This is a genomic window from Pseudomonas sp. JL27(2026) (assembly GCF_056933555.1).
In genome coordinates this window covers 1,929,765-1,944,713 of record NZ_CM167794.1, presented here as the reverse complement: position 1 = coordinate 1,944,713, position 14,949 = coordinate 1,929,765, and the positions used below count along the sequence as shown (strand labels likewise).

15 protein-coding genes are annotated in these 14,949 nt (G+C 59.6%); 1 reads left to right on the top strand and 14 read right to left on the bottom strand.

The window, feature by feature from the left end; genetic code table 11:
* Nucleotides 1–88: 88 nt before the first annotated feature.
* Nucleotides 89–2,233 carry a 3-hydroxyacyl-CoA dehydrogenase NAD-binding domain-containing protein gene (locus AC1Z1G_RS08830; protein ID WP_483626462.1) on the bottom strand — a complete coding sequence of 715 codons (2,145 nt, stop codon included), beginning with the start codon at nucleotides 2,231–2,233 and terminating at the stop codon, nucleotides 89–91.
* A 24-nt stretch (nucleotides 2,234–2,257) separates the two neighbouring features.
* Nucleotides 2,258–3,463, bottom strand: coding sequence for an acetyl-CoA C-acetyltransferase (locus AC1Z1G_RS08825; protein WP_483626460.1), 1,206 nt, complete (start codon nucleotides 3,461–3,463; stop codon nucleotides 2,258–2,260).
* A 602-nt stretch (nucleotides 3,464–4,065) separates the two neighbouring features.
* On the opposite strand from AC1Z1G_RS08825, the gene AC1Z1G_RS08820 reads away from it, so the two are divergent.
* Nucleotides 4,066–4,872 (top strand): c-type cytochrome, encoded by an 807-nt coding sequence (locus AC1Z1G_RS08820; RefSeq protein WP_483626458.1) that lies wholly within the window; start codon nucleotides 4,066–4,068, stop codon nucleotides 4,870–4,872.
* A gap of 142 nt (nucleotides 4,873–5,014) precedes the next feature.
* Here AC1Z1G_RS08820 and AC1Z1G_RS08815 read toward each other — a convergent pair whose 3' ends face one another.
* The 12 genes from AC1Z1G_RS08815 to AC1Z1G_RS08760 form a co-directional block, all read right to left on the bottom strand.
* Nucleotides 5,015–5,824: a transglutaminase family protein gene (locus AC1Z1G_RS08815; protein WP_483626457.1), complete on the bottom strand. Its 810-nt coding sequence runs from the start codon at nucleotides 5,822–5,824 to the stop codon at nucleotides 5,015–5,017.
* Complete coding sequence (locus AC1Z1G_RS08810; RefSeq protein ID WP_483626455.1) at nucleotides 5,821–6,771, bottom strand: alpha-E domain-containing protein; 951 nt, start codon at nucleotides 6,769–6,771, stop codon at nucleotides 5,821–5,823. Before AC1Z1G_RS08810 ends, AC1Z1G_RS08815 begins: the two co-directional genes overlap by 4 nt.
* A 12-nt stretch (nucleotides 6,772–6,783) precedes the next feature.
* The gene (locus AC1Z1G_RS08805; RefSeq protein ID WP_483626454.1) at nucleotides 6,784–8,193 is read right to left on the bottom strand and encodes a circularly permuted type 2 ATP-grasp protein; all 1,410 of its coding nucleotides are present in this window, start codon (nucleotides 8,191–8,193) and stop codon (nucleotides 6,784–6,786) included.
* Nucleotides 8,194–8,679: 486 nt separating this feature from the next.
* Complete coding sequence (locus tag AC1Z1G_RS08800) at nucleotides 8,680–9,021, bottom strand: ribonuclease E inhibitor RraB (RefSeq protein ID WP_483626453.1); 342 nt, start codon at nucleotides 9,019–9,021, stop codon at nucleotides 8,680–8,682.
* A 213-nt stretch (nucleotides 9,022–9,234) separates the two neighbouring features.
* On the bottom strand, nucleotides 9,235–9,468 hold the full coding sequence (locus AC1Z1G_RS08795; protein ID WP_483626451.1) for a hypothetical protein: 234 nt from the start codon (nucleotides 9,466–9,468) through the stop codon (nucleotides 9,235–9,237).
* 140 nt (nucleotides 9,469–9,608) lie between these two features.
* The gene (locus tag AC1Z1G_RS08790) at nucleotides 9,609–10,214 is read right to left on the bottom strand and encodes an START domain-containing protein (RefSeq protein WP_483626450.1); all 606 of its coding nucleotides are present in this window, start codon (nucleotides 10,212–10,214) and stop codon (nucleotides 9,609–9,611) included.
* 41 nt (nucleotides 10,215–10,255) lie between these two features.
* Nucleotides 10,256–10,510 carry a YkgJ family cysteine cluster protein gene (locus AC1Z1G_RS08785; protein ID WP_483626448.1) on the bottom strand — a complete coding sequence of 85 codons (255 nt, stop codon included), beginning with the start codon at nucleotides 10,508–10,510 and terminating at the stop codon, nucleotides 10,256–10,258.
* A gap of 158 nt (nucleotides 10,511–10,668) precedes the next feature.
* Nucleotides 10,669–11,166 carry a translation initiation factor 2 gene (locus AC1Z1G_RS08780; RefSeq protein ID WP_483626446.1) on the bottom strand — a complete coding sequence of 166 codons (498 nt, stop codon included), beginning with the start codon at nucleotides 11,164–11,166 and terminating at the stop codon, nucleotides 10,669–10,671.
* A gap of 92 nt (nucleotides 11,167–11,258) precedes the next feature.
* Entirely contained in the window at nucleotides 11,259–12,698 is a 1,440-nt protein-coding gene (locus tag AC1Z1G_RS08775; protein ID WP_483626445.1) for an aminotransferase-like domain-containing protein, read from the bottom strand.
* Between the two features lie 200 nt (nucleotides 12,699–12,898).
* Nucleotides 12,899–13,711: an OmpA family protein gene (locus AC1Z1G_RS08770; RefSeq protein ID WP_483626443.1), complete on the bottom strand. Its 813-nt coding sequence runs from the start codon at nucleotides 13,709–13,711 to the stop codon at nucleotides 12,899–12,901.
* Complete coding sequence (locus tag AC1Z1G_RS08765; RefSeq protein WP_483626441.1) at nucleotides 13,708–14,064, bottom strand: DUF4398 domain-containing protein; 357 nt, start codon at nucleotides 14,062–14,064, stop codon at nucleotides 13,708–13,710. The genes AC1Z1G_RS08770 and AC1Z1G_RS08765 overlap by 4 nt, the downstream gene beginning before the upstream one ends.
* A 9-nt stretch (nucleotides 14,065–14,073) precedes the next feature.
* Nucleotides 14,074–14,886, bottom strand: a complete 813-nt coding sequence (locus tag AC1Z1G_RS08760; RefSeq protein WP_483626440.1) for a substrate-binding periplasmic protein — start codon at nucleotides 14,884–14,886, stop codon at nucleotides 14,074–14,076.
* Nucleotides 14,887–14,949: the final 63 nt, after the last annotated feature.

The window sequence follows — 14,949 nt, the reverse complement described above, 5'->3', positions numbered from 1 at the left end:
CCTGACACTGTGACGGGAATAATGAACACCCCAGAGCCTGCCTTGAAACACCGGCACAAGGCAAGCCCCGGAATGCATCACCCGGCCTTTAAAACAGTTCAGCCTTCGCCGCTTTCTCCAACAACAGCGCAGGCGGCGAAAACCGTTCGCCATACTGCTCGGCCAGGTACTGGGCGCGGGCAACAAAGTCCTTCACGCCATACTGATTGATGAACTGCAACGCCCCGCCGGTCCAGGCAGCGAAACCGATGCCGAAGACCGACCCGACATTTGCATCGGCGGTCGAGGTCAACACGCCCTCCTCCACGCACCGCACGGTTTCGATCGCCTGCACGAACAGCAGGCGATCACGCACATCCTTCGGTGAAATCTGCCCGTCAGCCTGCTCGAAGCGGGTTTTCAGCCCTGGCCACAGGTGTTTCTGGCCTCCGGCCGGATAGTCATAGAAACCGCCTCCTGCGGTTTTACCGGGACGCTTGTATTCGTTGAGCAACACGTCAATCACGGCAAATGCAGGGTGCTCAATCAGCGGTTTCCCTTCGGCCTGCAAGTCTTTGGCGGTTTGCTGGCGGATGTGGCTCATAAGGCTGAGGGAAACTTCGTCAGAAATCGCCAACGGCCCAATCGGCATCCCGGCCTTGCGGGCCTCGGTTTCAATCATCGGCGCCGAAATGCCCTCGCCGAGCATGGCAATACCTTCGTTGGTGAAGGTGCCGAACACTCGGGAAGTGAAAAAGCCACGACTGTCGTTGACCACAATCGGGGTTTTCTTGATTTGCAGGACGAAATCGAAACCACGGGCCAGGGTCTCATCACTGGTCATGGCGCCCTTGATGATTTCCACCAGCGGCATTTTTTCCACCGGGCTGAAGAAGTGCAGGCCGATGAATTTCGATTGGTCCGGCACCGCCGTGGCGAGGCCACTGATGGGCAAGGTCGAGGTATTGGATGCGATCACTGCCTGCGCGCCGACGATTTGTTGTGCCGCACTAGAGACCTTGGCCTTGAGCTCGCGGTCTTCAAACACCGCCTCAATGATCAGGTCGCAGCCGGCCAGGTCGGCATCCGATTCGGTGGTCTTGATCCGCGCCAGGGTCGCCTCGCGCTGCTCGGTGCTCAACTGGCCGCGGGCGACTTTCTTGTCCAGCAACGCCGCCGAATGCGCCTTGCCCTTCTCGGCCGCCGCCTGGCTGATGTCCTTGAGCACCACATCGATACCGGCCACCGCGCTGACGTAGGCTATACCCGCGCCCATCATTCCGGCACCGAGCACCCCGACTTTGTTCGTCACCTGAGGCGCAAAGCCTGAAGGTCGCGAGCCACCGGCATTGATCTCGTTGAGCTGGAACCAGAAGGTACCAATCATGTTCTTCGCCACCTGGCCGGTGGTCAGCTCGGTGAAATAACGGGTTTCAATCAACTGCGCAGTGTCGAAATCGACCTGGGCGCCTTCCACCGCCGCGCACAGGATTTTCTCCGGTGCCGGCATGCAGCCCTGGGTTTTACTGCGCAGGATCGACGGCGCGATGGCCAACATCTGCGCAACCTTGGGGTTGGACGGCGTGCCTCCGGGAATCTGGTAACCGCTCACATCCCAGCGCTGCTTGACCGCCGGGTTGGCCACAATCCACGCGCGCGCCTTGGCCAACAGCTCATCGCGATCGGCCGCCAGCTCATCAATCAGCCCGGCTTGCAGCGCCTGCTGCGGCCGAACCCTCTTCCCCTCAAGCAAATACGGCAGCGCTTTCTCCAGCCCCAGCATGCGCACCATGCGCACCACCCCGCCGCCGCCCGGCAACAGGCCCAGAGTGACTTCCGGCAACCCGATTTGCACGGACGAATCGTCCAGCGCAACACGGTGATGGCAGGCCAGGCAGATTTCCCAACCGCCGCCCAGCGCCGCCCCATTGATGGCTGCAACCACCGGTTTTCCCAGTGTCTCCAATGTTCGAAGCTGGCCTTTGAGCAACAGCACCATGTCATAGAACAGCTTGGCTTGAGGCTTGCCAACACTGATCAACTCATTGAGGTCACCGCCGGCGAAGAAGCTTTTCTTCGCGGACGTGATGATCACCCCGGCAATCATGTCCTTGTCGGCCACCAACCGCGCAACGCAGTCAGCCATGGCGTCGCGATACACCGCGTTCATGGTGTTGGCGTTCTGGCCCGGCATGTCGACGGTCAGGACGACGATCTGGTCCGCCCCTTTTTCGTAACGAATGGCATCAGTCATGGCAGTTTTCCTTGAAGTCGGGGCTCAGAGGCGTTCGATGATGGTGGCGATACCCATGCCCCCGCCGACGCACAGCGTCGCCAGGCCATAACGCAATTGCCGTGCTTCCAGCTCATCGAGCAACGTGCCGAGGATCGCGCAACCGGTGGCGCCGAGCGGATGGCCCATGGCGATGGAGCCGCCGTTGACGTTGACCCTGGTCGGGTCGACGGCCATGTCCTTGATGAACTTGAGTACCACCGAGGCGAAGGCTTCGTTGACCTCGAACAGGTCGATGTCCTCGACCCGCAGCCCGGCCTTGGCCAACGCCTTGCGAGTCGCCGGCGCAGGGCCGGTGAGCATGATGGTAGGGTCGGTGCTGGTGACGGCAGTGGCGACAATCCGTGCTCGCGGCTGCAACCCCAGCGCCCGCCCCTTGGATTCGGAGCCGATCAGCATCAACGCCGCACCGTCGACAATCCCCGAGCTGTTGCCCGGCGTGTGAACGTGGTTGATGCGCTCGATGTGGCTGTAAACCCGCAGTGCGGTGGCGTCGAAGCCCATTTGCCCGATCATCTCGAAGCTCGGCTTGAGCTTGCCCAGGCCTTCAAGCGTTGAGTCCGCGCGAATGAACTCATCATGGTCGAGCAGCACGATGCCGTTCTGGTCCTGCACCGGTACCAGCGATTTGTTGAACGAACCATCGGCCCGCGCCCGCGCGGCTTTTTGCTGGGAGTGCAGTGCATAGGCATCGACATCCTGACGGCTGAAGCCTTCAATCGTGGCGATCAGGTCGGCCCCCACCCCTTGCGGCGTGAAATGACTGTGCAGGTTGGTCTGCGGGTCGAGCGCCCAGGCGCCGCCGTCGCTGCCCATTGGCACCCGCGACATGGACTCGACACCGCCCACCACCACCAGGTCTTCAAAACCGGAGCGCACCTTCATTGCGCCCAGGTTCACCGCCTCAAGCCCCGAGGCGCAAAAACGATTGACTTGCACACCCGCCACGCTGACGTCCCAGTCCGCGACTAGCGCAGCGGTTTTAGCGATATCGGCACCCTGATCACCAATCGGCGTTACACAACCGAGCACGATGTCGTCGACCTCACGGGTATCGAGCTGCGTGCGCTGTTGCAGGGCCATGAGCAGCCCGGCTATCAGGTTCACCGGTTTGACGCTGTGCAGGGCGCCATCCGTTTTGCCACGGCCACGGGGCGTACGCAGCGCATCGAAAATCAAAGCTTGGGTCATGACGTCCTCGAACCGTTGGGCGGGTGAGTAAAAACAGGAGTTCTCACCTTAAGCGCCGCAGCGCCGGATTCAATGACCGATGCGCTCAGTGACCTTGACGGTCACGCTCAGACGAACGGTAGTGAGCTATCGGGTTAACCGTTTCAGGTCACCAAACTGTCTAGCAAAAGGGCGGCAAAGCAGCTGGCAATAAGCCTCATGCCTTTTTAATCGCTGATAACTACCAATCGAGATTAAATGGATCTAAGCCAAGCGTTACGCGGCCCCTAAGGTGAACTTACGGAAGGGTCGTCGGGTTTTGCCGAGGCCTCCGTCATACAGGAAGTACAGCGCTTTGCCGTCATGGAGATGCAGGCAAGCATTCGACGCTCAGGAAATAACAAAAAAGGCAGTCAGCCATGTTCAAACATTCGAAAGTACGCCAAGCCGGGCTCATTTTGTTCGCCACCACGTTGCTACTGATCTTGCCGAATCTCACGAAAGTGATCGGTTAATCCGGCGTGACGGGTGATAGCGCCGTCTCAAAAATCTGACTCGTTCACTACCCGGGTCAGCGCGGGTGTGCCAACCTTTGCGGCACACCCACCTATGACGGCGATCACGTGAAAGCTTTAATCCTGTTGGGGGCTTTGCTACTCGGCACGCCCTTGTATGCCGCGCAATTGGTGCTCGATCTGGGCAGCAGCCACCGAACCTTGCAGACCGAGGCGTTGCTCAAGCATCCTCAGGCCCGGACCATCATCATTCCTGACGACGTTTCCTACAAACGGGAAATGCGTTATCGCGCCGTGCCGCTGGCGGCGTTGTTGGCGGGTGTGAATGCCGGGGATCACTTGCAAGCCGTGGCGCTGGATGGTTTTGCGGCCGAACTGGCAGCGGCACCTTTGCTCAATACATCAGGCTCACAGGCGTGGCTGGCCATCGAAGACCCGGCCCAGCCCTGGCCTGCGCTGGCGAAGGGCAAACCGAGCGCCGGACCGTTTTATCTGGTGTGGACCCACCCCCAGGCCGGCCACATCAGCCCCGAGCAATGGCCCTTTCAAGTCGCCAGCATCAAGCGTCTGGCGGCTGTTGCCGAGCGCTTCCCTGCCCTGCGGCCAGACCCGGCACTGGCAGCCGACGACCCGGTGAATAAGGGGTTTGCGCTATTCCAGAAAAACTGCCTGGCGTGTCACCGCCTCAACGGCGCGGGGGATGCGCAGTTTGGTCCGGACCTGAACATTCCCTTCAGCCCCACCGAGTATTTCGGCGCAGACTTCCTCAAGCGCTACATCCGCGACCCACAAAGCCTGCGCCAGTGGCCGCAGGCAAAAATGCCCGGGTTCTCGACGACGGTGTTACCGGATGAAGAGCTGACGATGCTGGTGGGGTATCTGAAGCACATGGCGGGACGTAAACAGCAGCCCTGACAGTTTGAGAGGGGCGGTAAGGGTGACGACCTCTTCGCGAGCAAGCCCGCTCCCACACTGGACTTTCTGAGTGTCACCAATCGTGTGTCCTCAGGAGATTTAATGTGGGAGCGGGCTTGCTCGCGAAACGGTGTCACCGATCTTACTGTTGTTGCACCGAAATCACTGGCGCCGGCATCGGAGAGACGAACACTTTGGCGTGCATCTGCTCGCACCCTCCGCCACGGCGCATGCCACGTACCGGGCAGGCATCCAGATAGTCGAGCCCCACTGCCAGTTTCAGATGACGCTCAGGCCTGGCCAGTTCATTGGTCACGTCGAAGCTGTACCACGCGTCATCCAGCCACGCTTCGGCCCAGGCGTGGCTAGCCAGATGTTCGCTGTTCTCGCTGTAGAGATAGCCCGAGACATAACGCGACGCAATGCCCAGGCTACGCGCGCAGGCGAGAAACGCGTGGGTGTGATCCTGGCAGACCCCTGCCCGCCCGGCGAAAGCTTGAGCGGCGCTGGTTTGGACTTCAGTAGAGCCCGGTGTATACGTCATATGCTGGTTGAGACCGTGCATCAAATCAATCAGCGCCGTGCGATCACGGCGTTGCCGGCACTGCTTGTCGGCAAATGTCCGCAAGGCTTCATCCGCTTCGGTCAGCCGGGTAAAACGCAAGAAGGGTAGCGCAGACTGGCTCTCATGCTCGGCCTCACGCAATTCGTCGATGTCCACCTGCCCCCGGGCACCAATGATGATCGCCGCGTGAGGCTCGTCCAGGGTCAGCACGTGCAGGATGTTGCCGAACGGATCGAGTTGCGCCCGCACCGGCCGGGGCAGGTCCAGTTGCCAGCTGAGCACGTGCTGACGCTCGCTGTCGTGGGGCGTCAGACGCAAATACTGGATGCTCGCCCGCACCTGATCTTCGTAGTGATAGGTGGTCTCGTGGCTGATGGAAAGTCTCATGCGGCCTCCAGGTAGGAACGGTGAATGGCGTTGCCCAACTGGCGCACCAGCGGGATGAATTCGGTCAGCCAGGCGTGCAGGCCTTCGTCGAGGATTTCGTTGATGGCGGTGTAACGCAGGCGTGCGTCCATTCCCGCCGCCAGGCGTTGCGCAGGCCGGCCATTGGCTCCCGGCAGGCTGGCGAGGATCTGGTCGATTTCTTCCGTGCAGGCGCGCAACGAACGCGGCACGTCGGCACGCAGCAGCAAAAGTTCGGCGACATGCCGGGCGCCGGGGGCGTCGCGATAGATCTCGGTGTACGCCTCGAACGACGACAAGGCCCGCAGCAATGCACTCCACTGGTAATAGGCGTGAGCAGTGCCATCACTGACTGCTTCGGCTTGATCGCCGGCCATTTCGTATCGGGCGTCGAGCAGGCGCAACGTGTTGTCAGCCCTTTCGATGAACGTCCCCAGACGAATGAAACGGAACGCATCGTTACGCATGATGGTGCCGTAGGACGCGCCCCGAAACAGGTGGGAACGCTCCTTGATCCACTCGCAAAAACGGCTCATGCCGTAGCGACTCAAGCCCTGTTCGGCAATCCCGCGAATCTCCAGCCAGGTCGCGTTGATGTTTTCCCACATGTCTGCGGTGATCCGCCCACGCACTGCGTGGGCACTGGCCCGCGCGGCACCGAGGCAGCTGTAGATGCTGGCCGGGTTGGCCGCATCCAGAGCGAAAAAGTGCAGCAAGCGTTCGGCGTGCAACTCACCGTGGCGCGTCAGGTAATCGTCGAGGGTGCCGGTGATCAGCAACGGCATCGCCAGTTCATGCAGGCCATCTCCGCGACCGTCCTGGGGCATCAACGACAGCGAATAACTGACGTCCAGCATCCGTGCGAGGTTTTCCGCCCGCTCCAGGTAACGCGACATCCAATACAGATCCGAGGCAGTTCTACTTAACATGGCAAGCTTCCTTCAATCCTCGACCACCCAGGTGTCCTTGGTTCCGCCCCCCTGGGACGAGTTCACCACCAGGGAGCCTTCGCGCAGGGCCACACGGGTGAGGCCACCGGGTACGACACGGGTTTCGCGGCCGGACAAGACAAACGGGCGCAAGTCGATGTGGCGCGGGGCAATGCCGTTTTCGACAAACGTCGGGCAGGTCGACAGCGACAGGGTCGGTTGTGCGATATAGGCGTGGGGCTTGGCCTTGATCCTCGCCCGGAAGGCCTCGATCTCCGCCGTACTGGCCGCTGGCCCCACCAGCATTCCGTAACCACCGGAGCCCTGGGTTTCCTTGACCACCAGCTCCGGCAGGTTCGCCAGGACGTGGGAAAGCTCTGAGGGATTTCTACACTGCCAGGTCGGCACGTTTTTCAGGATCGGCTCTTCGTCCAGATAGAAGCGGATCATGTCGGTGACAAACGGGTAAACCGACTTGTCATCCGCCACGCCGGTGCCAATGGCATTGGCCAGCACCACATTGCCCGAGCAATAGGACGACAACAGGCCGGGCACACCGAGCATCGAATCCGGGTTGAACGCCAACGGATCGAGGAAGGCGTCGTCGAGGCGACGGTAAATCACGTCGACGGCTTTCGGCCCGTCGGTGGTGCGCATGAACACCCGGTCGTCACGCACGAACAGGTCTGCACCCTCCACCAGTTCCACGCCCATTTCCCTGGCCAGAAACGCGTGCTCGAAGAACGCGCTGTTGAAACGGCCAGGGGTCAGCACCACCACGCTGGGATCATCCAGCGCACTGGAGCTTTTCAGGGTGTCGAGCAACAGGTTCGGGTAGTGATCGATGGGCGCGATGCGCTGGGCGGCGAACAACTCCGGGAACAAGCGCATCATCATCTTGCGGTCTTCCAGCATGTAGCTCACGCCGCTGGGCGTACGAAGATTGTCTTCAAGCACGTAGTACGTTCCATCGCCATCGCGCACCAGATCGACGCCGGAGATGTGCGAATAGATATCGCGGTGCAGATCCAGCCCTTGCATCGCCAACTGGTACTGCTCGTTCGCCAGCACCTGCTCGGCCGGGATAATGCCGGCCTTGATGATGCGCTGTTCGTGGTAGAGGTCGGCGAGAAACATGTTCAGTGCCTTGACCCGCTGAATGCAGCCACGTTCGACGATCCGCCATTCACTGGCGGGGATGCTACGGGGGATGGTGTCGAAGGGAATCAGACGCTCTGTCCCCTGCTCATCACCATAGAGCGTGAAAGTAATCCCGGCGCGATGAAACAACAGATCGGCCTCGCGTCGCCGTTGTGCCAAAAGCTCGTCAGGCGTTTCGGATAGCCAACGGGCGAACTCCCGATAATGCGGGCGGACCTGGCCGCCGGCATCGTACATCTCATCAAAATAGGTGCGGATCATGCCGTACTCCTTGTCACCCGGACACTGGAGCTTCGCAAGGCCCGTGCCATCGGCATAAGCGCTTTAATATCAACCGGTTGGATATTCACCCCGCGCGCACCGCACCAATCCTGTGCGACAAACGCTCCCATCTGATCACGCCCGCTTCATTGCAAAGCAACGCTATTGGCTATCGCCAACATAGACAGAGTTGATTTCACTGCCCGTCTGCGCCTGCGGATAATCCGTCCCATCGCGCAAAACGCTTCGCCCGACAGGCTCGGGTCAAGCCCATGCTTCAGGTTCATGGTGCCCACGGCGGCCCGGTCCGGTGTGTTTCGACCGGTTTCCTCTCCTTACCGGTCTTCCCTTTTGGCCACCCTCACGGGTGGCTTTTTTTGCGCTGAATTCTTGTTTCAGGGTTTTCCGTTCGCGACGTCCCCACCACCAATGAAAACGGCCAACCCGAAGGTCAGCCGTCGCTGAGTGTTGTTGCTGTTCATAGTGTTATGCGAGTGGCCCTCGTACCTCCTGCTTGACGCCCCAGCCTTCGATAATTCCACCCAGCGGCTCGACCACCGCTTCGAAATCCTGCTCGAAGTCACCAATGCCGCCGTAAGTGGCGTACATCACCTTGCTCAACTCCAGATGCCAGACACCGTCATCGCGCGCACTGACCTGAGCATTCAAACTCTCTCCACGAAATTGCCCCGCCGCTCGGCGTGCCCGCTCCTCGTCCGGAAAAATGGCGTAGAACTCGATGGGATGGAACCGGGAAAAATCAAAACCGCCTTCTTTCATGCGGCGCAGCACGCTGCTGCTGATGTCTTCTTGATAGGCTGTGCTCATGAAACGTCCTCCTCAAACCGATGGATAGACTTTCCGTACTCCCTTCGCCCGCAACCGAATGGTGAAAGCGATACGGCAATCAGATTGCCGCTGGGAAACAAGCATGTAGCTGACAAGACCAGACCTTAGCGATTCATTCGCTGATCTCGATTGCAGAGTAGCCGCAACAGGGATCCCCTGCCAAGATCTGGTTTCGGATCATCGCTGTGCTTATCAAACTGGAGTAATGCTGAGGATCTGGATGCTGTTTTGATCCTTCAGGCTTTTAACCGTCGGATCGTCGGTACGCCCTTCCAGATCATTGAGATCCAGTTCGGCCGGGACAGGGAGGAGTTTTGAACGAATCAGTTGCGCCGCGCGCTCCATCGTGGGTTCCTGCTCGCAATCGAATTGCTCCACCGTCTGGACGCCGTGATCGTCAACGAAGGTGACTGCCCACTTTTGCATCGGTGCCTCCTCGATAAACCCATGGATGGGCCTACATCCATCTCGACCTCGTACGCCCGGCAATCGTTCCCTCACCGCTTAATCACACACCACGAAAAAGGCCGCCCGATGGGCGACCTTGTTGCAACACCGCTGCGGGCTTACTTCTCGGCACGCTCTTTGAGTGCTTTCAGCGTATTGAACGGTGCGTCAACCACAAACTTGTTGGCCAACCACGACGGCACACTGCCGCCTGGCTCAGTGTGGACCTGGTAAGTCACCTCGACCTGGTCAGCGCCTTTGGGCACCAGTTTCCAGAACCCCTGGACTTGCGCTACACGCACAAAGCCTTTTTCTTCCGGAAGGTACGTCGGTACGCCTTCGAGTTTGCGGGTCAGGCTGCCATCGGCGCCCTCGACCGTAGTGACGTGCAGCACCGAATCACGCGCTGTAACCGGCCAAGGTGTATTGAATTGGGTGTAAGTCCAGGTCTGATCGCCTTCATGCTTGAGCAACTTCTGCGATTTGCATTCATGAATCCAGGCGCAAGCGCCCACTACGTCTTCCTGCAAACCGCGCAACTTGGCCATGGACGTCTTCATGACGGTCACACCCCGGTAAGCCTTGTACTGGGAGCCTGCGACCTCACTCAAGGACACCTTGATACCGTCTTCGTCCTTGGCCGTTTTCCAGTCTTCAGCCTGGGCCGTGGCGGCCAGCAGAACCGTCAACCCACACAACACAGCAACACGATGCAGCGAACCCATAGTCTTATTCCTTATTGTTGAAGTTCCGTTTGTTGAACACACTACGCCGCTGTCATTTGCTCCCACCAACCGAGCAACTTGATGGCCTCTTCACGGCTACCGCCACACACCTCGACATCCGCATGAAACGCCGAGCAAACAGGTGGCCGCTCTGGCCTGCCGAAAATGCTGCACAGATTATCGACAGACAGTTGCACACAACGTTCTCCCGCGGCCTTGCCGTTGGGCATGCCGGGAATCGGTGTCGTGATGGAAGGGGCAATGCAACAGGCGCCACAACCTTCTCGGCAGTTCATGACGTCAGCTCCTCGCGGCAAGCAGTTTGTTGAATAACGGAGCGTAGAGTAACCGCTAAAACAGCCGTTTGAAATTGGCCGTTCGGCGGTTTGTCCCTACAAATACAGGTGACTGACCAGTCTGCGACAAAGCGTCTGGCCCGGCGGGCACGAAAGATTTACTGCTTGAATTCGAAATCGAGCGCCGCACCTTCAACTTCACGGCGTTCCTCGTTGCGCAGTTGCAACCTCATTTCATTGCTCAGCAACCGGCCGTTGAGCTGAAACGGGCTATCCGCCTTGGGCCTCTCACCAAACATCGGCGGCAACAACGGTGCTCGCGTGGTTGGGGGGACACTGCCAATGGGCTGCAACTGCCTCACCATCTCAGGTGGAAGGCTCAAGTCCAGGTTAGTGGGGGTCAAACGGGTGTTCTTGACGGCTTCGCTGGCCTTTTTTGACTTCGAAGCCTTTGACGAAAGCTTCTTCGGCGGGGGTGTTTTTGTGGCCGATACGGTCTTCTTGGCCCGCGACACTGTGTTCGGTGAAGCCCCCGTGTGCGCCTGTCCAGTTACTGCACTGGACACCGGTTTGTCTGGCGCAGCCGCCGCCACGCCGCCTGAAACGAACACACTCAACAGGCAGATCGATAAACCAGCATAAAAAGTCGCTTTCATAAACACTACAACGCTAACGGCAGAGGGCCATATGCTCGCTTGTTGGACGATCCCTGACAAGCTCGCAGATCGATTCAGCCCTCTATCTGGCGCTAAAAGCCACTTGCCGTCTCGTGGCACAGCTGAGTCGCCAGCATGCCCAACGTCATCAGTGCGCGTTCGGCCTCACGGTTCCAGGGAGTGCCGCAGTTCAGGCGAATGCAGTGATTGAACTGTTCGGTATTACTGAAGATCAGCCCCGGCGCAATGCTGATGCCCTGCTGCAACGCCCGCACATGCAGCTCTTGCGTGTTGACCCGCCCCGGCAAACTGACCCAGAGGATGAAGCCGCCGGTCGGCCGGGTCATCTGCGTGCCTTCGGGGAAATACTGCTGCACCGCCAACTGGAAAGCACTGAGGTTCTTGCGGTATTCCTGCCGGATGTAGCGCAGGTGACGGTCATAACCGCCGTTCTCCAGATACGCAGCAATACCCATTTGAGTGACACTGCACGCCGAGTGCGTACTGAAGGTCTGCAAGCGCTGGATTTCCTGCTGATACTTGCCGGCGATCATCCAGCCGATGCGAACCCCGGGCGATAACGTCTTGGAAAAGCTCGAGCAGTAAATCACCCGGTCCAGCCTGTCGTAGGCCTTGAGGGACTTGGTCCGTCCTTGCTCAAACATCAACTCGCCGTAAATATCATCTTCAACCACCTGGATGTCGAAGTCCGAGGCCAGCCGCAGGAGTTGCTTCTGGCGCTCTTCGGGCATGGTCCCACCCAGTGGATTACTCAGGCGGGTGGTCAGCACCAATGCCTTGATCGACCACTGGTTGGCGGCCAGTTGCAGCGCCTCAAGGCTCATGCCGGTCGCGGGATCGCTGGGGATCTCGATGACTTTCAGGCCCAGCAGGTCTGCCAGTTGCAGCAGGCCATAGTAGGTCGGTGATTCGGCGGCAATCAGGTCGCCCGGCCGGGTCAGGACACGCAACGACATTTGCAGCGCATCGACGCAGCCGTGGGTAATGACCACCTCGGACGGATCGACCACCACACCTGCGTCGCGCATGCGAATCGCCACTTGGCGACGCAACGGCTCGAATCCGGGACTGAACATGTAACTGAACGCCCGCGGACTGTGAAACCGCGTGACCTTGGCCAATTGCTGATGCAGCGCGCGCACCGGAAGATAATCGACACTGGGCACCGCTGCGCCCAGCGGAAACACCCCTTCGCGACGCGATTCGACCAACACTTGCTGGATGATGCTGCTGCGCGTCACCAGGCCCGGCCGCTCGACCCGAGCAATATCAGGCGTGGGGGCCGTCAGGGCGGGCGTCTGGTGTACGTAATATCCGGACTGCGGACGTGCCCGGATCAGCCCCTGGTCTTCGAGGTTGGCATACGCCTGAAGCACCGTCGCGTGGCTGACGTTGAGCTGCGAACTCATCTTGCGCACCGAAGGCACACGCTCGCCGGGCTGATAAACACCCCGACGGATATCTTCAGCCAGTTGCTGAGCAATACGTTGATAGAGCAAGAGATTGGTCATGACGCAGCACTCGATTTCACGGGCATTTTATTCTTGTGTGAAACAATACCGGAACAGTTTAGAAGTGTACTGGGACAGTTGTCACAATAGTCGACCGTACAGTGCAGTGACAGCAAAAACTGTACTGTTTGCGAGCTATTTCGCAGGCATAAAAAAACCCGGCACCTCTGGGGGAGCCGGGTTTTCCAGTAACGCGCCCCTTAGCGGGACGCGCCGAGCTGGCCTTTTTCGTCGGAGAACACAATTTCCACCCGACGGTTTTGCGCACGCCCACGCTCGGAAGCGTTGACCTCGACCGGGTACTCGTCGCCATAGCCTTCGACTTGAATACGTTTATCGTCGATGCCCAGATCGATCAGCATGTCGGCAACGGCCTGCGCTCGATCGCGGGACAGCTTGAGGTTGTCCTGCTTGCCGCCAGTGCTGTCGGTGTAACCTTCGATACGCACCACTCGCTTGGGGTTGAGCTGCAGGAACTGGACGATTTTCAACACGGTGCGGTTGGCCGAGTTTTTCAGCTCCGCTTCACCGGTGTCGAACAACACGTCACCCAGGGTCATCACCAGGCCGCGGTCGGTCTGGGTCGTTGCAAGGCTGATGATCTGCTCTTCGAGCCACTTGCCTTGTTGCTGAACGCTGACCAGTTTGGCCTCACGCAAGGCCAGTTGCAGACGTTGGCGCTCCAGCTCGAGTTTCGCTGCGCGTTCCTCGTTCAAGACTTGATTGCTGTGCTCGCGAGCGATTTCGCTGTAACGCTGGCTCAAATACGCGTAGTGACGCACATCCTCACCGCTGCCCCAGTAGCTGGACAACCGGTCGGCACGCGCCAGCGACTCGCCGGCACGAATCACATCCTTGGGCGCGATACGCAGCACATTCGAATCTTCCTTGACCTTCTGGAAGTCGGTGCTGGCCTGCTGCAAAGCGGCTTCACTGCCCTGACCGGCGCAGCCGTACAGGCCGGCACACGCGGTGAGCAAAAGCGCACTCAAAACGGGAGTCTTCAGGCTCATTGGGCATCTCCCAGTTGCTTGCGCAGGCGAGCGATGCGGGTGTTGAGCACGTTCAGTTGCTCCTGGCTTTTGTGCGTCAGGACCTTGGCCACGGCCAGGCGCGCATCCAGTTCGGCTTGTTCGGCCTGCATGCGCGCATCCTTGAACGATTGGTCAGCCATGTCGGCCTTGGCCTGGGTGAGCTTGCCTTCGGCGAGTTTCAGCTCCGGCACGTCATCGGTCGTGGCACCTACGGCCTTGGCCTGCTCCAGCGCCTGCTCGGTCAGACGCAATTGTTCATTCGGCGCCGGATCGGCTGCACACCCCGCCAGAGCCATGACGGCCAGGGCAGCGAAAAGAGGTCGAATACTCACTAAAAATCCCTACTGTTTTGTGCCGACAGGTTGCTGTAATTGTGCTTTCCAACGCTCTAGATTGCGCTGCAACACGGCTTCCGTCAGACCGGACGCGGGCAATTCTGTCATCTTTTTAGCCAACTGTCCGCGTAACCATGGGTCGTTGCAGGCAGAGTTGTGGGAAACCGCGAGAAACAGCCCAGGTTTATCGATGGGCCGGGCACGGGCTACCAGATCATTGGCCATGCCCAGCGTCTGCGCCATGGCCATGCCGGTGTAACGCCCTGCCAGAACGAACTCGACTTCACCCATCAACAACTTCTGGAATGCCTGGGTCAAATTAGGTGTACGTACCAGGGTCAGTTGCTGCTCGGCAAAGGTGCCAAAGGCCACCGTCAAACGCGCTTTTTCCGACACGGCGCCTGGATGACCGTGCAGGTCTTGCGCCTCGTTGTAGATCAGTGCCGAGTCCTTGCGGGTCCAGACCAGGTAGTCGTTTTCCACCAGTGGCGGGTGGATGTAGTCCAGCGACTCCAGCTCGGTAACCGTCAGAGGCGCGTCGGCCAGCATGTCCATGCGACCGCTACGCACTTCGTCCAGGGCTTGCGAGCGTTTGCCGGCGTAAAGCAGCTCGACCTTGATACCCAACTGCCCCGCCACTTGCTGCAACAGGTCGGCGCTGGCCCCGATCAGGTGTTTCGGGTCTTGCGGGTCTTGCCACAGATACGGTGGCGCATCCGGGCTGCCCGTGACGACCAGGCGTTCGCACTTGCCTGCGGCCAACGAAAGCATGGGCAGTACCGACAGGCCCAGCAGCAATGACACGCGACGCAGATCCATGGCGCATTCCCCCAGACTCAAATCAAGAACAATAAAAAACCCGGCCAAAAGACCGGGCTCTTT